The following is a 25,668-nucleotide window of genomic DNA, read 5'->3' as shown; positions in this document are numbered from 1 at the left end:
TTAAGTTCTATATAAGTAAAAACCTGTTCGTTATTAGCAATTGCCAATAACGAACAGGTTCCTAACTAACTAAATTGAAAAAATTACTCTTCTACTGACTCTAAATTATCATCAGAGTTACGATCGATCAATTTATTATACGGATCAATACCTGCTTTTAAAGGCTTTTCATCCGTAACAATAGTAAATGTATTATCACCTGCTGAAAGCCACTTTAATTCAAAGTAAAAAGGGTTCTTGATGGTTACACCATCATCACCGGTGATATCTTCCCCAAAGAGCCCTACATCCACTAGGTTCTTCTTATCGTCAATCAGTTTTTCTTTACCCGTATCATCATAATAAATCTTCTTAGAATTTACTGTAAAAGTGGTTTCCCATTTACCATTATCTAGCTTTTTGGTTTTAGCATCCATCACACGATTTTCATAAAGAACTATCTCTTTAAAACCATCATCTACCTTATATTTTAATGAATCTGGAGTAACATTATAAATCGCTTTATAGAAATCTTCAGAATTGGCATAAACCCCTTTTTCAAAATACTTGTATTCATTCAAGAATTTTTTAAGTCCTGCATTTATAACATCTTCACCAATGACATCTTGCAAATCATACATAATCATAGAACCTTTTTGGTACCAAATGTGCTGACCGGTTTCAACATCCATTAATGAACGTTCTGGTTTAAAACTGAATGATCTTCTAGACAAATAGGTATCTAAAGAAGGCTTTAAAAATCCTTTTATACCATTTTCACCATATTCATGCTTTAAAGCCATTAACGAAACATACTCCGCTAAAGTTTCGGAAATGATATTTGCACCTCTTGTTTTACTCGGAGTAACAATATGACCCCACCATTGGTGTGCAATTTCATGAGCTGTTACCCTGAAAGCATAATTAAAATCACCTTCGTTAGAAAAATCTGCTACAAAGCCAAAATCTTCGGAGTAAGGTATTGTTGTCGCAAAAGATTGTGCAAAAGTCGTGTGCGCCGGAAACTCAATTATCCTAATTACAGAATATGGATATTCATAAAAGTTTTTAGAATTATAATCTAACGAAACTTTAACCCCTTTTATAAATGAAGCTAAGTTTTTCTTGTGCTTTGGAGAGTGATACACTTCAATAGTCACTTTCTTTCCACTAGGTGCAATCCAAATATCTTTTTCAATATCATAAGTTGCTGAAACAAAATTGAAGAAGTAATCAGATTTATCTTCCAATTTGTAGTTAAAATAGCTTCTATCATCCTTATCCCATGTTTCAACCAATACACCTGGCGCAACAGCAGTTTGCCCTTTTGAAGTACTAATTGTAGCTTCAAAATCCATATAATTGCTATCCTCATTAAATAAGTTCTTTTTCAAAGCAATGCTATCTGTTCTTGGCGGATAAAGAAAGTCTAATTTCTCTAAACCGTATTTTTCACGAGCACCGTTCTCTGTCAAAGCAATATCATAATGAAAACTTGGAAAAATAGCATCATTAAAGAAAGAACCATTATTCAATACAGCAGTTTCCCTATCCATTGAAAACCCATGTGTTCTTACCTTGGTTTCAATAACCAAATTAGCAGTATCTTTTGGCTGTAAAGATTCTGGTAGCTTGTAAATGAACAAACGATACAATGAATCGCTCAAAAACGGTTTTAACTCTTGGTCGTTATAAACCACCTTTGTAATCTTAGTATCATAAGTAGGAAACTTAATTTCCATTAAAACCGTATCTATTGGTTCTTCTGAAGGATTAACAACTGTAAACACCCCCTTTGCATCTACACCACGTGTATCCGTATAGATATCTATATCAGCTTTTAAATCGATTACTTGAATATGGGGCTTATCTATATACTTACCATATGCCTTTTCAGCATCTGCAGAAAGCTTCTCACTAGAATCGCTATCAACCATATGGTTCAGAACTTTTATATTGTAAAAGCTATAAGCACCTACAGAAATAAAAGCAAATAAGAAAAATAAGGTATATGCAACCGTTTTACCCTTAAATCTACTTTTAGCTAATTTTAAACGCTCTTTTGCTGAAGAATAAAAACCTCTACTCCAGAATACACTACCAATAGCAGCCAATGTCCCTGTTAAAAGAACCCAATATAAATTCAACCAAAACTGACCGGTTAGGTAATGTCCAAATCCATTTAAATCACTTATAAAACTAGGTGTGGTCTCTCCAAAAGCTAAAAGTGGGTTATCTGTTTTCAATACTAAACTTACCAAAATTGGTATTCCCACATAAATTATAATGACAATAAAATGACCTAAAAATTTATTGTTCACTAGCACATGAACAAAAAACGCCAATAACAGTGTAGCAACATATAAAGGAAATAGAGACGTAAAATTATAGGTAAGGTACATACCCAATTCATAATCAAAATAGCCATTACCTGTTTGATACGTAATACCAACCAGTATATTGATTAAGGTTAGCAATACGGCAACACCAATTAGCGAAATAATCTTTGAAAGATATAGTGTAGTATTACTTACGGGTAGCGCATCATAAAACTCAAAAGTCTTATTACTTCTTGTACGATGAACTGCTTCACCAGAATAAATTATAAGAATAATTGTAGAAAATAAAGCTATACCAGCAGAAACATATGCAACCATAAATCTAGTAAGTGGTAATGATGGCGTACCATTATATTGATTATTTTGATAGGTTATAAAACCAGCTACAATAACCCCTATAATAATTAAGACAAGAAATACAGGTTCTTTAACGATAGACAAAAATTCTATTTTACTTAAAGACCACAAATTTTGTCTTTGCGCTTTTTTACTAAATTCTTGAACAACACTAATTGTTTCTGAAGATGCTTTTAGATCATTATCTTCTTTTACATTCTTCTTTTTCTTGGAGGATAAAAATCCTTTATATGAAAATTTAAAAAGTGTAAAGACAAATATTAATATTCCCAAAGTCAGCCATAATAGACGATTTAGCATAAACTTACCCGTTAAAGCCAATTGGTTGGTATTTAATTCGTCAACAGACCAGTATTTGGTCAAATACCCATAAGCAGATTCTCCAAAAGGATCAACATAGATACTAAGCCATTCTGTATCTAAATTAGACAACAACTGTCCGGATAATATGGAAGCTATCAATATTACAATACCTCCTAAATATAAAATTGGCATTCTCTTAAAAAATGTCATTAAACAAAAGAAAAGACTACCAATAAAAAAAGAATTAAAAACCAATAAGTATAAAAATGGAAAGAAGTACGACCAAAAATTAAAATCGGTATACGTACCATAGTCCGGTCTATCTAACAAGGCTCCAAGTACAAAACCGAACATAGCGCCAAACATCGCTGCAATGTTCATTATGGTAACAATTGTAAAACTACCCCAAAAACGACCCATTATGTAATTCTTTTCGGAAACAGGAAAAGTAAAATAGGTCTGTGCAGTTTTATGTTCTTCATCTCTATACACGGGCACACCCATAATAGCGGCATAAAAGAATAACGCTATAGTACTTAAACCACCAAGAACTCCTACAATGGCACTAGGGCTATTGGTGAATTCCGCAGTAGCAGATTCTGAAAATACCCCAAGCAAACAGGGTATTAGAAACATGATAAATATGTAGATATAAGTGACCGGTCTTCTAAGCCTATATTTTAGCTCAAATAAGAATATTTCTTTCATATTAAACAGTTTGTGGTTGGTTAATACTATAGAAATAAAAGTCCTCTAAATTATTGGCAACTGGCTCAAATCCTTCACCAGGTACATCTTCTGCGAACACATTTATATAAAGATTACCACTACGTAAATAAGTAGATAAAACATTGTATTCCGATTGGTACAATTCAGTTTCCTCTTTAGAAATATTCTTACGATACACCTTACCGTTTAAGGTATTAGATAATTCTAACGGATGTCCTTGAACAACCACTTTACCTTCATTAAACACTGCCATGTTGGTACATAAATTAATAACATCATCAACAATATGCGTAGACAAGATAACAACAGCATCTTCACCGAGTTCACTTAATAAATTATGAAAACGGTTACGTTCTAAGGGATCAAGACCAGCAGTTGGCTCATCTACAATAATCAATTTAGGATTCCCTATCAAAGCTTGTGCTATACCAAAACGTTGTCTCATACCACCAGAGTAATCCCCTAGATTACGCTTGCGAAATTTGTACAGATTTACTTTGTTCAATAAATCGGCAACGTATGCTTTACGATCCGTTTTACTTTGAATCCCTTTTATTTTTGCAATATGATTTAGCATCATTTCTGCAGATACCTTTGGGTAGACTCCAAAATCTTGAGGTAAATACCCCAATATTTTTCTAAGCTCATCTGGTTGAGCAAACACGTCAATATCGTTGAATTTAATATCACCACTATCCGCTTGTTGTAAGGTGGCAATTGTTCTCATTAAGGAAGACTTACCTGCACCATTAGGACCAAGTAAACCAAACATTCCCGTACCAATTTCCAGGTTAACATTGTTTAGGGCTTGCGTTCCGTTCGGATACGTTTTATTCAAATTTGTAATCGAAAGCATAATTAAATCGGTTTTCAAGGTTAGTATTCAGATGTCTAATACGTGTCTAAAATTTTCAAAAAGTTACATCAAGAGGTAAGAAATTTATTTATACCCTATAATTTTACTTACAAAGTAGCGGTAATTATTCTTATTCTAGGTCAAATCAGAATCAATTAAAAAATAAAGTCACCAAGCGCATATTAATAGCCTCCTCGTCATTTTAAAAAATTCAACCCAAGTTGCGCTATAACCTATTAGTGCTGCTTATATATATCGTTTTAAGAACCTTTAAAATTTCTATTGCCAGTTATGCCATGAATATGACAACTGTTATCTTTTAATAATTCTTTACAACAATAATTTTTTAACCGCTACCCCAATAAATTAAGCAATAACCCCCGTCCCCATTATTCAAATTCCCCTATTTTTGTAGAAACTTAGAGATATATGCTTTAGTAAATTACCTCATGATAATTAAAGCAATAAAAGTTCGAATATAAATATTCAGGTATGGCAAAAAAAGGCAAGGCTAAAAACACATTGAACAAAGCAAAGCACGCCAAGCTAATGGATAGAAAGAAGAACAAATTGAAGAAAGAAGCCGCGTTAAGAAAAGAACGCCTAAAAGCAATCATTAAAAAGAGTAAAGAATCTGAATAAGCAATAAAATATAAAATTATGTACCCACTTATACGCCCAAGAAGATTACGTAGCAATGAAGCCATTAGAAGTTTGGTTAGGGAAACCATTATTTCGCCAAGTGATTTTTTAGTACCGTTGTTTGTTGTTGAGGGCAAAGGCATTAAAGAAGAAATACCTTCTATGCCAAACTACTACCGCCTTAGTCTAGACAATTTAACCAAAGAGGTCAAAGAACTTTGGAACATGGGCTTGCGTTCGGTGCTTCTTTTTGTAAAAGTACCCGATAACTTAAAGGACAACAAAGGTTCTGAAGCGTTGAACGAAAACGGATTAATGCAACTAGCCATTAAAACGGTCAAAAATGCATGTCCGGATATGTTGGTCATGACAGATGTTGCCCTTGACCCCTACTCTTCTTACGGGCATGATGGTATTGTAGCCGACGGCGAAATTTTGAATGATGAAAGTGTAGAGGTTCTAGCGGAAATGAGTGTTTCCCATGCCAATGCAGGTGCAGATTTTGTTGCGCCTAGCGACATGATGGATGGTCGTATTCTTAGCATTCGTGAGGCTTTGGAAGATGAGGGATATTTAAACACCGGTATTATGGCCTATAGTGCCAAATATGCCAGTGCTTTTTACGGTCCGTTTAGAGATGCTTTAGATTCTGCTCCGGTAGATATTAAAAATGTACCTAAGGATAAAAACACCTATCAAATGGATTTCGCCAACCGATTTGAAGCTATTCGTGAGACTCAAATGGATATTGATGAAGGTGCGGATATCGTTATGGTAAAACCAGGATTGTGTTATTTGGATATTGTACGTGAGATTAAGAACGAGGTAGATGTGCCAGTTGCCGTTTATCAAGTTTCCGGGGAATATGCCATGGTAAAAGCTGCCGCTGAAAAAGGATGGTTAGACCATGATGCCGTAATGATGGAACAGCTGACTGCAATTAAACGCGCAGGTGCAAATATCATCGCCAGCTATTTCGCTAAAGATGCCGTAAAATTATTGGGATAGTCAATTATCGGAATTACTACTCATGAATAAAATGTTTTTTATACTATTTGGTTTAATTAGTTGTTTGGCTGTTTCGCAAGAGACAACTAACAAACCGCTTTTGCTTCCGGTGGGTTCTAGTTTGCAAACATCTTCATTGGCTGCTTACGAGGTGGATTCTGCTTTTGTTTATCGTAAAGTAGATAGCATTGTAACAACTGGTATAAAAAATAACGCTTTCCCAGGTGCTCAGGTTTTAATCGCCAAAGAAGGGAATATTATTTTTCATGAGGCATACGGATTTCACACCTACGATAGCATTCAGCCGGTAGCTTTAAATGACATTTATGATCTGGCTTCGGTCACCAAAATTTTAGGTCCGCTACCTGCAATTATGAAGTTGGTTGATGAAGGCAAACTAGATTTAGATGTTCCTTTTAGCACTTATTGGAAACCTTGGAAAAGACAGAAAGATAAAGCAAATATTACGCTTCGGGAGATTTTGGCGCATCAAGCGGGACTTCAACCTTATGTCGTATTCTTAAATGAAACTTTAAAAAATAACGGTCGGTTTAAAAAAAGGTTCGTCCGCAGAAAACCGAATAACAGATTTAGAAATGAGGCATTTGATGGCATCTATGTAAAAAATAGATTCCACCGAAAAATGTACAAAATCATAAATCGTTCTGAAGTATCGGCTGAGAAAAAATATAAATATTCCGGACTCACATTTCTTATTTTTCCTGAGCTCATTACGCAAATTACTGGCGTTCCGTATGCAGATTATATGGAGCAGGAATTTTACAAACCACTTGGTATGAAAACCTTCGGTTTTCTGCCTAGCACCAAAAATTTCAATAACAAAATTGTACCTACAGAAGTAGATACTATGTACAGACATACGCTAACCCAAGGTTGGGTACATGATGAAAATGCCTCTTTATTGGGTGGTATTTCTGGCAATGCAGGGCTGTTTGGCACTGCAGATGATTTGGCGATTATTATGCAGATGTTCATGCAAAACGGACTTTATGCCGGTAAGCAATACATCTCTGAAAAGACGATTAAAGAATTTTCTAAAGTTCAATATCCAGAGAACGAAAATAGAAGAGGTTTAGGTTTTGATAAACCTTATTTGAATAACAATACCTTTAAAATTGCCAATGCCTACCCTGCACCAGAAGTTGGCGCAGCAAGCTTTGGGCATAGTGGCTTTACGGGTACTTTTGTATGGGCAGATCCTGAAAATCAATTAGTGTATATATTTCTATCAAATAGAGTGTATCCTACGAGAGAAAATCGCAATATTTACAACTTAAATATCCGTCCATCCATCCAACAAATATTTTATAAGGCACTTGATAACGCAAAACAGCACCAACCTTAGCATTTTTATTAATATCTTCGATTTATAAAACAACCCCATGGGACTACTACTTTTTTACGCATTCATTTCTATTTTCTTCTCTTTTCTGTGTTCTATACTAGAAGCAGTATTATTGAGTATAACGCCAACATTCATTAATGTAAAAATGAACGAAGGCCATGCTTATGCCAAAAAACTAGAGATACTTAAAAAAGATGTTGACCAACCGTTAATTGCCATTTTAACTATAAATACCATTGCCCACACCGTTGGTGCTATTTTGGTAGGTGTACAGGCAAAGGTGGCTTATGCAGAATTATACGGTAGCGAAACAAAAACAATACTTGGTATATCTTTTACAGAAGATTTAATGGTAGGTGTCGTATCTACTATTATGACCATTCTTATTCTAGTTGCCTCTGAAATTATACCAAAGACCATTGGTGCTACGTATTGGAAACAACTGGCTAATTTCTCTACAAAAGCTTTGAACATTATGGTCATTGCTTTAAAATATACGGGGCTGTTATGGTTGTTACGCTTGTTTACCAAAATGGTAGGCGGTGGCAATCACCACGGTAGTGTGTTGAGTCGTGAAGATTTTCATGCGATGACGGATATGGCTCATGAAGAAGGTGTTTTTGAAAAATCTGAATCTACCATCATTAAAAACTTATTGAAGTTCGATGAAGTTTTGGTAAAAGATATTATGACGCCAAGAGCGGTAATGAAAGTAGCATCTGACGAGAAAACGATTGCCGATTTCTTTACTGATAACCCTAAATTGCGTTTTTCTAGAATTCCTGTGTATACCGATAATATGGATAATATTACCGGTTTTGTTTTAAAGGATAATGTTTTGGAAGAGATGATCAACCAGAACGGAGACATTCCGCTGAAAGACATTAAACGCGAAATTTTAGTAACCCGTAGAAGTACACCGATACCAACATTATTTGAAATATTCATTCAAAAACGACAGGCCATTGCTCTAGTGGTTGATGAATATGGTTCTGTAAGTGGTATTGTAACTATGGAAGATGTTATTGAAACCCTTCTAGGGCTCGAAATAATGGATGAGAGCGACAATGTTGCCGATTTGCAGAGTCTTGCTCGCAAAAACTGGGAAAAACGCGCTCAGGCAACGGGAGTGATAGAAAAGCCAACGTCACCAGACGAATAAATAGTAAATACCCCTATGGCCGATGTTGCTTACATACAAACACCCCTTGGCGTTGCCAAAATTATGGGCGACACTGACGGCCTTACGGCTATAACCGTTTTAAATTCTGATGAACCCCTTACCGATGTGATACCGGAATCTTTAGAAGATGCCGTGTATCAACTAAACGAATATTTTGAAGGTGCAAGAACGCAGTTTAATCTAAAACTGAACCCGTACGGAACCGAGTTTCAAAAGAAAGTTTGGGTGGAGCTACAGAACATACCTTACGGAAAATCGAAGTCCTATTTAGAGCTTGCAAAATTATTAGGTGACCCCAATGCCACCAGAGCTGCCGCATCTGCAAATGCCCGAAATCCGTTATGGATCGTGGTGCCTTGCCATAGGGTTATTGGTACAGATGGTTCACTTACCGGTTACGCTGGCGGATTGCACAGAAAACAATGGTTATTGAACCATGAGAGCCCCGTGAAACAGCAAAGTTTGTTCTAAAACAACTGCTTTACCCAACTAAAAAACAAACTACTTGGTTTGTTTCCTTTCAAAATTCCCCTATATACTTCGTACACCTTGCATTTTATCGATACAATTGCGATTGCTATCGTTACTTTCAACAATTCTAAACACATGCTTCACGTAAAAAACCGACTACTTGGTCGGTTCGTTGTTTTTTAGGTTGATTCTCTTCTTGGTTCTACTTCTGGGTACTTATTTCTATAAAATTTATGATGATTATGGTTTCCCGTAATGGAGTGTGAGTTGATAATTGTAGGTTTATTCTTTAGTGGTATATTTAGTATACTGAAATATCAACAATTACATATATTCCTCGGTATTAAGGTATATATGCAATTGTGCACATATACAATTGTTGTGCGTCATTTAAAAAAACCAGAGTAGCAAATGTCTGAAATAAGAATAAAAAAAATTTCAATAGAAAACTACAGGTCTTTTAAAGAACGTCAAGTTTTTGAGTTCCCTGACAAAAATTACTTAAAACCAATTTCAATTATTGGTTATAATAATTCTGGAAAAACTAATTTAATGAATTCAATACTTTATGGTATTGGAAATAAATACACAACAAAAGAGACCTTTACTATTAATGATTTTTATAATCGAGATATAACTAATGTCCCCCAAATTATAGCATTAACAGAAAGCTCTCGGGAACAAAAATATGATGGGAAATTAGCTGATTTAACAGGTTATAGTAAACTTGAAATCCAAACAGATGGTCGAGAAATTGAAGGAGCTAAATTTATAAACCTTAAACCCAATGGTACAGATAAGAATTGGGATGCATTTGGAGCAAACAAATACTTCAATATATTTTATATAAATTTTCACAATATTAAAGAGGAAATCTCAACAAAGAAAACTAGTTGGGGAAATCTCACGTCCTTCTTAGCTAAACATATAAAAAAACTTGTTGAAGGAGATTCTGAAATGTCTGCAAAAAAAGATGTTTTCAATTCTGATACAAAAAGAGCAACTGAAACAGTTCTAGAAAATTCAGATTTAAAAGAATTTGTATCAAAAATAAAATTAAACTACACTAATAATTTAAGAAATAATAATTGTCACGTTGAATTTGGGTTACCTAACTATGAAGATATATTTCTTCAAATGGTTTTTAAAATTGGATTAAACGGTGATAATGAAAAGCAAATTCCTTTAAGTCAATTCGGGGATGGTTATATTTCAATGTTCGTTATGGCTGTAATTCAAGCAATCGCAGAATCAAATACTGAAGATAAATGTCTATTTTTATTTGAGGAGCCTGAAAGTTTTTTACACGAAAATCATCAAGATTATTTCTATAAAATGGTTTTATGTCCTCTAGCTTTAAAAGGTCATCAGGTTATTTATACAACTCATTCTGATAAAATGATAGATATTTTTGACACTAAAAGTATTATACGATTAGAATTTGACGAATCAGAAAAAAGAACTATTAATAAATATAATAAACTAGACGATTTTACTCCTAACGTAAGACCTATAATTGATTTGGAGAATTATAATAGTTATATAAAATCAGTTGAACCCAATTTAAATAAGATATTATTCAGTAGGAAAGTAATTCTTGTTGAAGGACCGAATGACTTATTAGCATATAACTTTGTAATTGAAAAAACAGTAAAAGATATTATTGATGATATAAACTATTCCAAATCATATTTGAATTTCAGGAATATTAGTATTGTTCCTCATCACGGTAAAGCGACTGCTTTATTACTTATTGATTTATGTAAACATTTTGGCTTAGAATACTTCGTTATCAATGATTTAGATTTTTCCGAAAATTTCATTAACCAATTAAATGATTTCGAAACAATAAAAGAGCTTAAAGAAAGTGATTTATATCTTAATGAAAATGGAGTCACAAGAAACTCAACTAAACGAGGTATGATAACAACTAATTGGAATTTAATTAAAAATGCACACTTAGATAATTTACACTTCAATATACCAAAACTTGAAACTGTTTTAGGTTATGAACCTAATGACAAAAATAGTATAGGGATTTGGAATAAATTAAACGAAATTGAAGATTTTGACGACACATTTTTTCCTGTTAAATTATCTTCATTTTTGGAAATTGATAGTATAGGAGAAATATCTAATGAATAAAAAACGAACGCACAACAATGGCTATAATTAATACGGGTTTTGGTGCTTAACCCAAAGTTAAGTGCTTTTAAACTAAGTCCGCCAAAACTTTTGATTTGGCTTTAGAATAAAAAAGATAAAACAAAATAAAAAGTTTTGGCTAAGTACATAATCGGAAATTAATTGTTTTTTAATCCCTTACTAACCATAGCCGAAACGTTAGCCACAAGCTAAAACCAACTTATGAATAGATTTGACAATATTCCTACAGAATTACAAAGTATTGAAAATTTTAGTGAGGACGTAAGTATTCTCGTTGGGAAAAACGGTAGTGGAAAAAGCACACTTCTAAATCAACTTGCCAAATATTATATTTCAAAAAATAAAAATGTAATTGCATTAGCTAATTCTATTCACGACAAATTCAATCTTAATCATAGAAATTTCAGTGTACTTCGAGGTCGCTCTGGAAGAAGACAAGTTAGAACTACTGTAAAAAAAGCAATGGAAGTTATCGGTAGAGATAAAAAAAGACTTAAAAATACTACATTGGCTCTTTCTTATGTTGGTTTTGAACCCACAATTGGTTTCAAACTAGAAAGATTTAATCCGCAAGCCTTGTGGAATAATGATTTAGGTATAAATAATTATGATAAAGAAAGATTAGGTTACTTGATTGAAACATCAGGAAGAGAAGGAAGAAATGAAGAAATAATTTGGCTAGATACCGACAATTTAAACTACAGCTCTTATGACAAATCAAATCTTACAGAACTATTTAAATGGGAATCATTACTAAAGAAAATTGGAGTAATTTCTAAAATTGAAGTTTATTTAAGAAAGGGAATTAGTGAAATATCAGTTCTTAATGCAAGTTCAGGTGAATTATCTCTAATTACATCAATCATCTACCTTTCAACTGTAATAAACGAACAAACAGTAATATTAATTGATGAACCTGAAAATAGCTTGCATCCACTTTGGCAAAAGGAATATACTAAAACTCTTTTAGACCTATTTTATCTATATGAGCCAAAAATAATTATTGCTACACATTCACCAATAGTGGTAAATGGTGCTGAAATTTTTTCCAAAAATGCAGATGTATTCAAAGCTCACAACTTTAACTTTGAGATACAAAAAAAAGAACCTCTAAATGTTGAGGAAATTTATTACCGCTTTTTTGATATCACTACACCTGAAAACAGATTTTTATCAAACCGATTAGTCAGACTATTGAATTTACTTGCAGAAAAGAAAATAACTCTTTCTCAATTTACAGCTGAACTAGAAACAATTAGAGAAACTGTTTATGATGAAACGCAAGATGATGCTCTTAACACAGTTTTGGGGTTAGCAGGAGAAATAGTTTTTAATAGAAATCAAATAAATTAACATTTGGAAATAACAGAAATTGACATACAGAATATAGAGAATGCAGTTGCGCAAGGTGGAAAGATTTGGAATAATCCGCTTGTGAGTGACTTTAAATCTAAAATAAAAGAATACTATAGAGTTTTAGAGAATGAACAATGCTGTTATTGTAAGAAAAATTTTCAAGGAGAGTTTAAAATGGTTATTGATATTGAACATATTCTTCCAAAAGGAAAAGCAGAATTTCAAGATTTAATGTTTGTGCTAACTAATTTAAACATTGCTTGTAAAAGATGTAATATGAATATAAAAGGCACTAAAACTGATTTTATCTATAATATAAATAATTCAGCACAAAACCATACAGATAGTAACAACTATAAGTTTATTCATCCAAATGTTGATAATTACTTTGACCACCTCAGCGTTTACCAGCATATTGAAAATGAAAAGAAACTAATTAAGTATAAAATTATTGCAGATAGTGCAAAAGGAAAATTCGCCTACGATTATTTTAGACTTAACGAATTAGAAATAGATTCTATAAATCAAGCGCAAGGTTTAATAGAAAAAACGCAATTATCAGATAAAATTGATTCTACTATCCAAGATAGATTGAGACAAGCATTTAAAAAAATATGAACAATGCCAGTGGCTAACAAAGAACTGAGGTAAAAAACAAACAAATTTTTCTTTAGCCGAAACTTATAGCATACCAACTAAATGAAAAACCTCCTACTCCTACTAACCATTATACCCCTTCTAGCATTTTCGCAAGAAACTAACGACTGCGACGAACGTACAATGCCTTATTGGGCAAATTATATCAATAGCAGAATAGAAGGCGAGAACCCTACCCTGAGAAACGCTTTTAGGGACATTCAACTAGCCGAAACCAACATAGTACCAAGCAACGGTTTTATAACCTTGAGATTGTATATTACTAAAACAGGAGAATTTTGCGAAATGGAAACATTTCAAATAGACGAAAATTACCAGCAAACGGTATTCAATAATGGCGCATTAATAACAGCATTGGAGACCATTGCACTGAGTTTAACCGATTGGAAAAGAGACAAAGAGTATAAGACCTACAACCTTATTCGATTAAAAATTAAAAACGGAAAAATTGAAGAAATTTTTTAAATACCTATTCATTTTTTTGGGGTCCATAATTCTATTTCTAGTGATTGGATCAACCATTTGGTGGCAAATAAAACCAGATACCGAGAAATCGAACTTTCTTTTAGAATCTCATCAATATGAGAAAGCACTTGAATACGACCCAGAAAACAGCGATGCTTGGATGGAGCGTTCCGTCTCCTATAATAAAGCCGGAGATTTCAATAAGGGATTCGAATATTTGGACAAAGCCGTAGCACTTGACCCAGAAAAGCATTTGGGGTATCGCGGGTGGATCAGATTACGCAAAATGCGCGATTATGACAAGGCTTTGCTAGATTTTGATACCCTAGATAGTCTTACGCCAAATGTAGTTGATGCGCCTTGGGGAGAGGGTATTGACTTTTTACGTGGAGAATGCTATTATGGAAAAAAGGATTACCCAAAAGCAATTGAAATGTTTAATAGGAATATCAAGAACCAAAAAGAAGACTGGGCAGATATTCACAGTTTTGTTTACCTGGGACTTTGCGAATATGAACTTGGGAATTACGAAAAAGCAATTGCAGAATTTCAACGCGCATTACAGCAATCTGAAAACGTTCCAGAATCTTATTTTGGTTTAGCAAAGACTTATGAAAAACTAGGGCAAACTGAAAAAGCAAGAGAACATATTGTTAGTGCAGAAGAACATATAGGCTCTAAACGAGACGATTATTATAATGAATATTTGAACGAAATCTACCTCTCAGAGATAGAGGAATTTAAACATGCTCTAGAGAATAAATAAGCCAAAAGAAAAGCAACAAGCAAAAAAACTGCGCTAAAATAGCTTGTTAAATCCGCCAAAAAACAAACCACTTGGTTTGTTAAATGCTCCAAATACCCATATAACTTCGTACGCCTTGCATTTTGTCGATAAAAAGGTGAAGATTGCCGTTTACATCGAGAATTTTGAACTTATTCTACCAGTAAAAAACAGACTGATTGGTTGGTTTGTTGTTTTCAAGGCAATTCTCTTCTGAGAGCTATTAATGACAATTAGTTCCATCTATTTAATAGCGATAATGGGTTTTCATAATAGAATGTAAGATGTAAATTGTAGGTTTATTCTTAAATAGTATATTCGCTAAATACCACTTAACAACACGACAGGAAATAAACGTACGTTAGGTAACATTAAAAAAACAAATGACAGACAACAATTTAAGTAAAAAGATTAATTTTCTAATTTTCTATTCAATAATCAGTACAACATTCTTTTTATTATTTATAGTGTATATAAATATTCAAAAAAATAAAAATCTTGATGAGTTAACAGTTAAACGTATAAACATAGTGGATGAATCTGGAACGAATTTAAGAATGGTCATCAGCAATGAAGTTCGACAACACCCAGGAATCATTAATGGAGAAAAACTCAAACCTCGAGAAAGACCGTCAGGAATTATTTTTTTTAATTCTGCTGGAGATGAATGTGGAGGATTAGTATATGATGGTAATGATAATAATGCAGGGATGGTTCTATCAGTAGACAAATTTCGTGATGACCAAATTATGCAACTTCAGTATATGGAAAATACAAAAAACAATGCAAGAAAATATGGATTGCAATTATGGGATTACCCTAAAGAAAACACCAACCAAGAACGAAACAAAAGGTTTGAAAAATTAGATTCAATTAACGATAAACTTTTAAAGAAAAATGAATATCAAAAAATGAGACTTGACAGCTTACTAATGGAAGACAGACTATTTATAGGAAAAAATTTCAACAAAGATGTTGGACTATTCATTAATGATAAAACAGGAAATCCAAGAATCAAAATATACATTGATAATAATGATACGCCTAAAATTGAACTTTTAGATATAAACGGAAAAACGATAAAATAACATCACCTAACAAGGCATATAATTAATGCCCTCCGGGACACTAATCATATACTAAAACGTTACAACAAATAGCTCCAAAAAAAATAATCCATTAATGGAAAAAGTATCTGAATCTTTAAAAAATATCATTGGAAAATGGGTAATTACAGAACTAACAAACCAGCATACTTTTTATCCACCTAATGAAGATGCTTTAAATCATATTAGTGAATGGCAATCTTTTGATATAATAAAATTAAAGAAATCCCGAGTAATTTTCTTCTATATGGAATCGGAAAGGAGAACATTGAAATTAATCCTTTGACTAACATTCAAATTGAATTCACAGAAATCTTTAGGGCTAAATTGACATATCACTTTAAAATTTATTGCAAAGACAAAATTCTTAAAGAAATTTTTTGGGAGATTTCAACAGAAACTGAATATTGCGATTTAAGTATAGTCATGGGGGAAGTATATAATTATGCTCGATGTAAAATTGAAAAACTTGATGATAATGAATTGATTCTAATAGAGAGAATTGACAATACCGAGTCGGATACTTATTTTCACAAAATCAAACTTAAAAAATTAAAGCAATCAAAAGGTTTTTTAAAACGTTTGTTCAATAGAAATTAAAATAAAGAATCCTAAAATCTTAAATGGAATTCCTATCTATTTGGAATTAAATCAAAACTTGCTTAATCGAATCCGTCGTGACTTGTTGTAACCAAACCTTAACGTAATGCGGACTTTAGGGCTTAATCAAAAGGTCTGTGTATATTTTAAATGTTGCAAAATCTTATAGATTTAGCTTTAAACAAAAAAAGAATAAGCGAAACCAAAAGCTTTAGCCGAAGCGTTTTGCTTAATCAAACCCAATTATGAGAAAAAAAACAATAAAAATCTTCGCAATTTCAATGATATCTTTATTGGCAGGGTGTACTGACAACGATGAAAGTGAGCCAATGATTACATCTACTTTATCAAATGGATTAATTGCAAAAATATTACTTGACAATAATACATCTGATTCTACTGGAAATTTAACTGATGGAGAAATTTTCGGAATTTTGAATCCGACGAAAAATAGAAACGGGATTGAAAATAAAGCCATGATATTTAGTGAAGATGAAGGACATATCGACTTTGGTAATGTTGAAAACTTAGAACTCGACTATGATTCTTCTATTTCAATATCTGTTTGGATAAAACCCAATGGAAACCAATTAAATTGGGACACCATTTTAAATCAGTATTTTACGGGACCGCAACCGTCGGCAGATGGTCGATTTTATCTTGGACTAAACCCTTCAAACGGCAAAATACGATGGAACGTATTTAACAATATCTTGGAGTCTTCAAACAGTATACCCATAGATGAATGGACTCATATAATAGTATCTTACGAGAATAGAATGACCTCAATATATATTAATGGAATTGTAGATACAACACTACAATTAAGTTCTGAATCAGCCGCACTTGGAACTGGCGCACCTTTTAAAATAGGAAAGCAAAGTTTAACAAGTTCCAATTTAAGTGGATTTAATGGAGCCATTGATGACATTTGTATATACAATCGATTATTAGAAAAAGAAGAAGTGCAGCAGCTCTTCCAAGAATAACTAAAAACCTAAACAAAATGAGACTTTAATGCGAAACAAAAAGGTCTGTGTATACCTGCCTGCAGGCAGGCAGGTTTATGAAGTCGCTAATACCGATAGCTATCGGGAATAGATTTAGTTATAAAACTAGAAAAAATAAAACTAAACTAAAAGCTTTAGCTTCGTGTGTAGAAGGAGGTATTAATTAAGAAAACTGAGTTGGAAATTAGAGAAACATATAGAAATGAGTACACCATTTCAACTGACAGGGATAAATTAGATATCCCGAGCATTCACAAATTCCTCGCAAACGAAACTGATTGGGCTAACGGAATTCCACTTAATACTTTAAAAACGTCTATTGAAAACTCTTTAAATTTCGGTCTTTATTACAAAGACCAACAAATTGGCTTTGCTAGAATAATTTCTGACTATTCCACTATTGCATATTTAGGAGATGTTTACATTCTTGAGGAACATAGAGAAAAGGGATTAAGCAAATGGCTAATCAACGAAATAATGGAGCATCCCAATCTTCAAGGATTAAGACGCTGGATTTTATTGACCGACACAGCTGAATGGCTTTATAAAAAGTTTGGGTTTACAGAAATACCTCATCCTGAATTTTATATGGAGAAACATAACCCAAATGTATATCACAGAATAAAGTAAGTACAATAAAGACTATTGTTTAACTAAAATGTTAGCGCCTATTAGTCCATAACTTTTTATACTAAACGGTATAAGAATATTCTAAACATAAATTCAATGCCAAAATATAGAGCTTCCAATTAATGAGCACCATACCAACGAGCAAAAATAACCTAAAAACCTACTGGCACACTTTTATCCATAGTTCTGCAGGGCGTTGGTTTAAGAAAGTTATCATATTGATTATTTTCTCTTTGATCATAAATCATTTATCGACACCAGAAAGTTTTCCTGGTAGTGATGTATATAGATTCCCCATTGAAGGTTTTTTGGCATCTATTGTTTTGTGTATTCTTATAGGCATCATAACCGAGGTTAACTTTCAATATTACAAGAGGAAGCATTTCATTAAAAAAGTTGAAATCACAACTATTATATGGTTTATGGCTTCAACCTTAGGATATATTACACTCATGTATATTCCTGTAAATTTTATTTTTAGTCTAGTCGTAGATGGTGAAATTGAGTTCTATTATTTACTGATAGGTTTACTCATTACCTTACTATTGAGTTTTATTCTTATAGGGTTGTCCTATGCCCAAGACATTTACAATTTATATAAGTCATCTATAAAAGATGCTGTTGTAACCATAGAAAGCGGTGCAAAAACCACAAAACTCGCTTATGAAAATATTGCATGCTTTTTTAGTGAAAATAAAATAGTATTTGCTGTTAAAAATGATGGCACAACAATAAGCACCGATTTTATATTGAATGAGCTGGAAGAAAAAATAAACAATCAATTGTTTTATAGAGCCAACCGGCAAATTATAGTTCACAAAGATGCTGTAGAAGAAATAGAAAAAATTGAAAATGGCAAACTACGTATTCAATTAAAAGCAGCTATTGAAAACGATGCTATTAAAGAAATAAATATCAGTCGGTACAAGCGAAAAGAATTTTTGAATTGGTTTCAATAATAAACACCGACTATTCAGTAATTAATTTACTACCACTCAGTAAGAACATCAATAATTAAAAGGGGTTTCAGCGTTTTTGTTCATTAATTCGTTTAGAATTTAAAAACCAAAAATAATGAACAAAGTTACCTTACGCCAAATAGTAATTCCATTAATTACCATTGCAGTTATCTGCTTTATATGGTTTGGACCACTACAATTTAGTTATATAGAAAACATAGTTGTTTCTATAATAATCATCTTATCAAATTATATAGAATACAAAAAAAAGTCATTTTCAGCGCTAGGCTTTCAACGAGAAAAATTTACAGTAAAAAACATCTTCGTAATAGCACCTTTACTTGCTTTAGGTCTCTTTATTTTTTATGTCTTTTTACTAGTTCCTGGAATTACAAAACTCACAGGAGTTCCCATAGATTATTCAAGTTTTAAAGAATTAGAAGGAAACTTTTCCGCATGCTTTGTTGCCTTATTAATCGTGTGGGCTAATGCTGGGTTTGGAGAAGAAATTATTTTTCGTGGTTATTTTATGAGACAATTTGTAAAATTCTTTGGAGAAAGCAAAGTAAGTATTGTTCTTAATATCGTCTTATTGGCTTGTTTTTTCGGCTTCATGCATAGTTACCAAGGAATAACCGGACAAATAGTTGCAGGTACCATCGGAGGGCTCATAGCGCTGATATTCTACCTTCGCAAATACGATTTATGGTTTGTAATTGCCGTACATGGTTTTTTTGATACCATATCGTTGATTTGTATTTACTACGGATTGGCATAATGATAACTGGAAAAACTAGTTACATCATGACCTACCCTGATTAGATATTCGCTGTGCATCTTATTTCATAAAAATAAAACAGTAACCCTAACAACAAAGAAAATATATTCATAATGCAAGATTTGCGTTTTACGTGTCTGCGAGCAGACACGTAAAACGCAAATCTTCTTAAATTCATAACAGATAGTAAGAAATATATCAATCTAACCTCGCATTTCAATACCAAAAAACAAACCACTTAGTTTGTTTGGTTACTGAAACACTCATTTAACCTCCTACTCTTTGCATTTTATCGATAAAATAGTGAAGGCTATCTTTTGTCTCAAGAATTTTGAGGACATTTTGATTATAAAAAACAGACCAGTTGGTTGGTTCGTTAATTTTAAGGTAATAATCTTTATAAAGCACTACTTGACTAATTAAACCTAATTTTAGATTAGGAGTATACTTAGAAAATATCAGCCGAACCGTAAACCACACTTAAATTTATTCGTGGATTACCATATTTCTTCTAAAAATATATTTTATCGCACTTATTTACGTTTAATCAATAGTTGGTTTAGATTTTAGTCTATACCAGTATACTTAAACCATTTAAAAAATAGAAGGTCTAAGTAATAACTTATAACCTTTTCCCCATGCATTTTCTGAAATCAGTATCAGTTATCTTTTCCTTTACAACAATAATTAGCTGTAGTAATGATGACCAAAACACCACAACAGCAACAACAACTTGTTTTTCGGACCAAGTCTTAGACGATACAAGAGGCGACTGCAATACAATTTTGGCTTTTAATTCTGAGTTTGAGGAGTCAATGTCAGGAGGTATTAGAACAATCACGGCAAATAGTATTCCTGAACATATGGTTGGAATTTTTGGTGGAGGTTCTGGATCACTAAATCCGAATGCTATTTCAGAACAATCTGAGACGTATAGCATCACTCTAAACCCAACTGCTGCTTCAAGCTTTACTCCCTTACTTTCTACAACTGGCGTAGGTACGAATGTAGGTCCGCAATATTCTTTTGGTGTATTATTAAACGGGGTAGAATTAGATCCTGTGGCTGCCGAGCCCTTCCCGCACGAAGGAATTATGAGTGCTAATGTAAATTGGGAATGGAATTTAGAGGCTTTAAATGTTAACTTAGGTTTAGACTGTAATAATGCACATGTACAACCCACAGGAAAATATCATTATCATGGTTCACCAACCCTTTATTTGCAGAATTTAAATATTCCAAATGATCAAATGACTTTAGTTGGATACGCGGCAGACGGATTTCCTATTTATTATAAGTATGCATTTACAGACGCTTCGGATAGTTCATCTTCTATAACTGAAATGACATCAAGTTACCAATTAAAAACGGGCGATAGAACAGGAGATGGAATAACTGCACCTTGCGATACGTACAATGGAGTTTACTCAAATGATTATGAATACAGTACAGGTTTAGGGACTTTAGATGAAGCTAATGGTAGAACTGGTGTTACGCCAGAATACCCATTGGGAACCTATTATTATGTAATAACTGATGAGTTCCCTAGCATCCCAAGATATTTTAGAGGAACACCTTCTAATGATTTTAAAATTGGTGCATAAATGAAAAATTTATTGATATGCTGTTTTGTGTGTCTGTACAGTAGTTTAGTAGTAGCGCATGAAACAAACGAAGCCTTTTTCGTAATTACACAGAAAGAGAACACCATTGAAATTAAAGCTGAGTTTCCTTGGACAATGAGAAATGCTTTGATAGCACACAATCCTTCCCTTGAAAATACGGCAAGCAAAAAAGATTTTGAGCAAACTTTCATGGAATACATTAAAGCAAATCTCATTCTAAAAAATAAATCTGGAGAGCTACTTCAATTTCAAAATTATAAGGAGTTAGATAATAACGGACATTCTAATCAAAACAGTTATTTAATAGTCTTTAACGGTAGTGATCTATTTGAAGTCACTAATACAATTATGTTCAATGTTTATGACAATCAAGTAAATTACAACAAATTAGCAATCAGTAAAAAAACGTATAAAACCTCAAAAGCGACAAATCATTTTAATGTAAATCAAAAAATGGAATCAGGTAATTGGTATTATCTTTTACTAATAATACCATTTATATTTTTGGGCAATAGATTTTATCAAAAAAACAATGACCACGGTGTGCTTAGTTAATTACTTCGGTTTTAGTTTCTTGAATGATGTGTTATATTTCATAACTTAGTATACCCAAACTCGTTCAAAAAATTTAAAACATAATAAACTCTTGACAACATCAAATTTTAATAACGTTAAGTAAGACACTAATGAAATTGTGTTAATTTCCTACTTATTAGTATCTTACCTTTCTATGCCTGATAAAATACATCTTGAAAATATCTTGTTTTTAGATATAGAAACCGCACCGGAAAAGAGCTCGTTTGACCAGCTAGATGAAAACACACAAGAACTTTGGGCACATAAATCTCAATACCAAAGAAAAGATAATGTAACCGCAGAAGAATTCTACGAGCGTGCCGGCATATGGGCAGAGTTTGGTAAAATCATCTGTATTTCTGTAGGCTACTTTACATTTCAAAAAGAGGTACGCAGTTTTAGAATTACCACCTTTCATGGTGATGAACATAAATTGCTTCAGGAGTTTAAAAATTTATTGGACGAACATTTTAACCACGTAAAGCATGTGCTTTGTGCACATAATGGTAAGGAGTTCGATTTTCCGTATATCGCTCGCAGAATGATCATTCACGGTATATCACTACCTCAAAAATTAGATTTATTCGGCAAGAAACCATGGGAAGTTCCACATATAGATACTATGGAGCTTTGGAAATTTGGAGATTACAAGCATTACACTTCTTTAAAGCTAATGGCCCATGTCCTGGGCATACCCTCGCCCAAAGAAGATATTGATGGTAGTATGGTACGTGTGGTTTACTATGAACAAAACAATTTAGACCGTATTGTAACCTATTGCGAATTAGATGTACTCACTACGGCACAAGTGTATTTAAAGCTTCGAAATCAACCTCTATTAACCGATATAGAGGTAAAGAAAGTAGCTAATGAATAGCATCTTGTTAAAATTAGCATCCGCAGATATAAAAACAGGACTAATGGTGTAATTTTGTTAGTACTATCATTTGTTCTAAACGAACCATACCTATGAAAAAAGTCATTTTATTATTCGCTGTAGTTGTCCTTTTAGCTAGTTGTGTACAGGAGAAGGAAATAAGCTCTATACATCCTGAAAACTGGACGAAGAGAAAAGCGACGATCAATGCAAAAGATTCTTTAGAGTACGGTAAATCTTATTTATCTATCTATTCTCAAATTTATAGTAGTTCTGAGCATAAGACCCATAATTTAACCGCAATGGTAAGTCTACGTAATACTAGTGACGTTGATACCATTTATATTAGTAAGGCAGAGTATTTTGATACCCATGGCGTATCATTACGTAATTACTTTAGCCACCCTATTTATTTAGCCCCTTTAGAAACTGCCGAAATCATCATAGATGAAATGGATGTTGAAGGCGGTACCGGTTCTAACTTTATTTTTGAGTGGCATGCACCAAAAGATTGTCCTGAACCCTTGTTTGAAGGTATTATGAATTCCACCGTTGGTCAACAAGGACTTTCATTTACTACACAATCCAGAAGAATAAAATAGCTTACTAGTACTTATAGAATTTCGTGCTTTTACTTACCTCAGCATCTTGAATTTGTAATATGTACAAACCTGAAGGTAAATCTGAAACGTTGATTCTAGCATCTGAGGCTTTATCCATTTTCAGCGCCACACCACACGTACTCATTATTCTATAGGTAGCAGTATCAGAAGTTTTTACATTCAATTGAATTTCATCTACTGCGGGATTAGGATACACACTAAACGGAATACTAGAATCTTCATTTAAGGCATGTAAGCTTTCTAACTCCGTTTCTTCACCTTTAAAAGTAAACGTAGCCACTTCACTATATTCTGAAGCAATGTTTTGGGAGCAGAACGTTCTTAATCTAAAAGAATAGGTGGTATCACTTAACAATCCATTCCAACTAAAGTTATTTACAGAAATATACTCTGTAGACCATTTTTCTTGGTGTACTTCTTTATACTGTATTTCATAAAGTGCGTCTTCTGAAGCATTCCAAGCCAATTTTACAGTAGCTATTTCAGCTTCATCAAGACCAACTTCTGGCGCATTTATTGAACATGTAGTCATAGTTACTCCAGAAACGATCAATGAAAAATCTTGCATATCGTTTACAAGTTCACCTTTATGTGTAACGGTAATAGTATAGGTGCCATTTGCATTTGGTATTTCAACTCTTTCAAAAGGATCCACTTTATTATCTCCTTTGGTTGCTGCGCTAGCAGCCTGGGCAGGATTTAATTTCCAAGGCAAAAAAGTTTGTCCGTTTTTAGTGATTCTAATATCAAGGTCATTCACCAATGCAGCAGTTGTGTTGTTTATTTCACCAGTATTAATAAAACTAGATTGTACATCTGTCCAAGATATTGAAGCAATCAATGTTTCATTACCTTCTGCAGTTACATCAAATGAAAATGAGTTTCCGTTTTCTAGTGTTTCTTCGGCAATGTGGCTAGAAAAATCTTTATTGTTCAATACCTCTGCGGCAGTTTTTGAATTCATGATGCCCCATCCCATTTTATAATCTGGACCTAAATCGTCAATATCATCTGCAGTATGTAAAGCCAAACCTTTTAAGGTCGCTGCTTTCATATACTCTCCATATAATTCTTTGTTGTACTGTTGTAATAACAATAATGACCCAGTAACACCTGGTGTTGCCATTGAAGTACCAGAAGAAGTTTCATAGCTAGTACTGCTGGCGGCATCTGTAGAAAGAATAGCACCACCGTTACCGGCAATGTCTGGCTTAATTCTACCATCATCAACCGGACCGAAGCTACTATAGGTACAAACATCTGCATTTTTCAAATTTCCATTTCCGTCAATTTCTGAATTTGCACCAGCAACAGTAATATTATTTTTTGAAATGGTGAAACCTAACAATACATCAAAACCATCAGCAGTATTACCATATGTAGGCTCTAAGTTATCTCTGCTCTTTTGTGCATTACCTGCAGCTGTTACCATTAAATAGTAAGGAGCATTATACATAATCTTATCCCAATCTTGAGCTACTTTCGTATAAGCACCAAAATACCAGTCTGGTACACGATCAGCTTTAATACCGTATGAGTGGTTAGAAAGTAGAAGTCCGTCTGCAGCAGCTTCGGTTACTTCAATCTTATCTCTTGTCCAATCATGTGATACTACTTTCGCCATATTAGCTACACCTTTAGCATCTCTTTTAAGTCCAGTAGAAATTATACTTCCCGTAACGTGGGTAGCATGGGTGTCAACATCAGCACTGCCATCACCAATAGTAACCCTAGAAGTATATTCTATATGATTCGTTAAGGCAACACCTGCATCCCAAACACCAACTTTCATTCCATCTCCATCTAAATGTAGCCCCAATAAACCATTTGTATTCAAAGTGCTTGCTCTAGAAGCTACCCCAGCTTGATCAGAATAGGTCTCATAATATAAAGGACTACCATCTTCTCCTATACTTTGCAGTTCAATTTTTTTACCGTTCGCTAAGGTTTCCTTAATTTTCCAGTTGTTCAGTTTAGCTACCTCTTTAAGATGAGTTCTTTCAAGAGCATATTCAGAAACTAAATTAGACTTGAAGTTTGCCAATTCAGCCTTCTTATTATTAGCGGCGATTTTTAAACGTTCTTGAGAAGCTTGACCGTTAACTTTGTTTGCGGCTGAGAACACAAAAAACAGTATTATCAAAATACTATATGTACGGTAGGTGGTATTGTACGTATTCATCCTTAGATTAATTTTGTAAGATTTGGACTACAAATTTATTA

Annotated in this window: 23 protein-coding genes; 20 read left to right on the top strand and 3 right to left on the bottom strand. The window is 33.3% G+C overall.

Features of this window, described 5'->3' with window-relative positions; all coding sequences use genetic code 11:
- Positions 1-83: 83 nt before the first annotated feature.
- The gene (locus tag UH1x_RS09565; RefSeq protein WP_482626353.1) at positions 84-3,686 is read right to left on the bottom strand and encodes an ABC transporter permease/M1 family aminopeptidase; all 3,603 of its coding nucleotides are present in this window, start codon (positions 3,684-3,686) and stop codon (positions 84-86) included.
- A 1-nt stretch (position 3,687) separates the two neighbouring features.
- Positions 3,688-4,563 carry an ABC transporter ATP-binding protein gene (locus UH1x_RS09560; protein ID WP_482626352.1) on the bottom strand — a complete coding sequence of 292 codons (876 nt, stop codon included), beginning with the start codon at positions 4,561-4,563 and terminating at the stop codon, positions 3,688-3,690.
- A gap of 492 nt (positions 4,564-5,055) precedes the next feature.
- Between UH1x_RS09560 and UH1x_RS09555 the strand changes: the two genes are divergently transcribed.
- The 20 genes from UH1x_RS09555 (at position 5,056) to UH1x_RS09460 (ending at position 23,424) form a co-directional block, all read left to right on the top strand.
- The gene (locus UH1x_RS09555) at positions 5,056-5,205 is read left to right on the top strand and encodes a hypothetical protein (RefSeq protein WP_167333088.1); all 150 of its coding nucleotides are present in this window, start codon (positions 5,056-5,058) and stop codon (positions 5,203-5,205) included.
- An 18-nt stretch (positions 5,206-5,223) separates the two neighbouring features.
- Positions 5,224-6,213 carry a porphobilinogen synthase gene (hemB, locus tag UH1x_RS09550; protein ID WP_396632569.1) on the top strand — a complete coding sequence of 330 codons (990 nt, stop codon included), beginning with the start codon at positions 5,224-5,226 and terminating at the stop codon, positions 6,211-6,213.
- Between the two features lie 31 nt (positions 6,214-6,244).
- Entirely contained in the window at positions 6,245-7,579 is a 1,335-nt protein-coding gene (locus UH1x_RS09545; RefSeq protein WP_482626351.1) for a serine hydrolase domain-containing protein, read from the top strand.
- A gap of 37 nt (positions 7,580-7,616) precedes the next feature.
- Complete coding sequence (locus UH1x_RS09540) at positions 7,617-8,741, top strand: CNNM domain-containing protein (protein WP_396632571.1); 1,125 nt, start codon at positions 7,617-7,619, stop codon at positions 8,739-8,741.
- Between the two features lie 15 nt (positions 8,742-8,756).
- Positions 8,757-9,233 carry a methylated-DNA--[protein]-cysteine S-methyltransferase gene (locus UH1x_RS09535; RefSeq protein ID WP_482626350.1) on the top strand — a complete coding sequence of 159 codons (477 nt, stop codon included), beginning with the start codon at positions 8,757-8,759 and terminating at the stop codon, positions 9,231-9,233.
- A gap of 411 nt (positions 9,234-9,644) precedes the next feature.
- Entirely contained in the window at positions 9,645-11,378 is a 1,734-nt protein-coding gene (locus UH1x_RS09530; protein ID WP_482626349.1) for an ATP-dependent nuclease, read from the top strand.
- A gap of 222 nt (positions 11,379-11,600) precedes the next feature.
- Positions 11,601-12,752, top strand: coding sequence for an AAA family ATPase (locus UH1x_RS09525; RefSeq protein WP_482626348.1), 1,152 nt, complete (start codon positions 11,601-11,603; stop codon positions 12,750-12,752).
- A gap of 3 nt (positions 12,753-12,755) precedes the next feature.
- Positions 12,756-13,373 (top strand): hypothetical protein, encoded by a 618-nt coding sequence (locus UH1x_RS09520; RefSeq protein WP_482626347.1) that lies wholly within the window; start codon positions 12,756-12,758, stop codon positions 13,371-13,373.
- 81 nt (positions 13,374-13,454) lie between these two features.
- The gene (locus UH1x_RS09515; RefSeq protein ID WP_482626346.1) at positions 13,455-13,877 is read left to right on the top strand and encodes a hypothetical protein; all 423 of its coding nucleotides are present in this window, start codon (positions 13,455-13,457) and stop codon (positions 13,875-13,877) included.
- Entirely contained in the window at positions 13,861-14,643 is a 783-nt protein-coding gene (locus tag UH1x_RS09510) for a tetratricopeptide repeat protein (RefSeq protein WP_482626345.1), read from the top strand. Before UH1x_RS09515 ends, UH1x_RS09510 begins: the two co-directional genes overlap by 17 nt.
- Positions 14,644-15,044: 401 nt before the next feature.
- On the top strand, positions 15,045-15,749 hold the full coding sequence (locus UH1x_RS09505) for a hypothetical protein (RefSeq protein WP_482626344.1): 705 nt from the start codon (positions 15,045-15,047) through the stop codon (positions 15,747-15,749).
- Positions 15,750-15,843: 94 nt separating this feature from the next.
- Complete coding sequence (locus UH1x_RS09500; protein ID WP_482626343.1) at positions 15,844-16,053, top strand: hypothetical protein; 210 nt, start codon at positions 15,844-15,846, stop codon at positions 16,051-16,053.
- A gap of 559 nt (positions 16,054-16,612) precedes the next feature.
- Positions 16,613-17,356: a LamG domain-containing protein gene (locus UH1x_RS09495; RefSeq protein ID WP_482626342.1), complete on the top strand. Its 744-nt coding sequence runs from the start codon at positions 16,613-16,615 to the stop codon at positions 17,354-17,356.
- Between the two features lie 198 nt (positions 17,357-17,554).
- Positions 17,555-18,007, top strand: coding sequence for a GNAT family N-acetyltransferase (locus UH1x_RS09490; protein ID WP_482626341.1), 453 nt, complete (start codon positions 17,555-17,557; stop codon positions 18,005-18,007).
- A 122-nt stretch (positions 18,008-18,129) separates the two neighbouring features.
- The gene (locus UH1x_RS09485; RefSeq protein WP_482626340.1) at positions 18,130-18,966 is read left to right on the top strand and encodes a LytR/AlgR family response regulator transcription factor; all 837 of its coding nucleotides are present in this window, start codon (positions 18,130-18,132) and stop codon (positions 18,964-18,966) included.
- A 115-nt stretch (positions 18,967-19,081) separates the two neighbouring features.
- Positions 19,082-19,744: a CPBP family intramembrane glutamic endopeptidase gene (locus UH1x_RS09480; protein WP_482626339.1), complete on the top strand. Its 663-nt coding sequence runs from the start codon at positions 19,082-19,084 to the stop codon at positions 19,742-19,744.
- 638 nt (positions 19,745-20,382) lie between these two features.
- Complete coding sequence (locus UH1x_RS09475) at positions 20,383-21,348, top strand: YHYH protein (RefSeq protein ID WP_482626338.1); 966 nt, start codon at positions 20,383-20,385, stop codon at positions 21,346-21,348.
- Complete coding sequence (locus UH1x_RS09470; RefSeq protein WP_482626337.1) at positions 21,349-21,924, top strand: hypothetical protein; 576 nt, start codon at positions 21,349-21,351, stop codon at positions 21,922-21,924. It begins immediately after the preceding gene.
- Between the two features lie 175 nt (positions 21,925-22,099).
- On the top strand, positions 22,100-22,822 hold the full coding sequence (locus UH1x_RS09465) for a 3'-5' exonuclease (RefSeq protein ID WP_482626336.1): 723 nt from the start codon (positions 22,100-22,102) through the stop codon (positions 22,820-22,822).
- A 92-nt stretch (positions 22,823-22,914) separates the two neighbouring features.
- Positions 22,915-23,424 (top strand): DUF3124 domain-containing protein, encoded by a 510-nt coding sequence (locus tag UH1x_RS09460; RefSeq protein WP_482626335.1) that lies wholly within the window; start codon positions 22,915-22,917, stop codon positions 23,422-23,424.
- A 4-nt stretch (positions 23,425-23,428) separates the two neighbouring features.
- Here the strand turns inward: UH1x_RS09460 and UH1x_RS09455 are convergent, their stop codons facing one another.
- Positions 23,429-25,627, bottom strand: a complete 2,199-nt coding sequence (locus tag UH1x_RS09455; protein ID WP_482626334.1) for a S8 family serine peptidase — start codon at positions 25,625-25,627, stop codon at positions 23,429-23,431.
- Positions 25,628-25,668 lie beyond the last annotated feature (41 nt).

This window comes from Maribacter sp. UH1 (assembly GCF_056839145.1).
The sequence above is the reverse complement of the archived record's forward strand: the minus strand, read 5'-3'. Positions and strand labels throughout refer to the sequence as shown.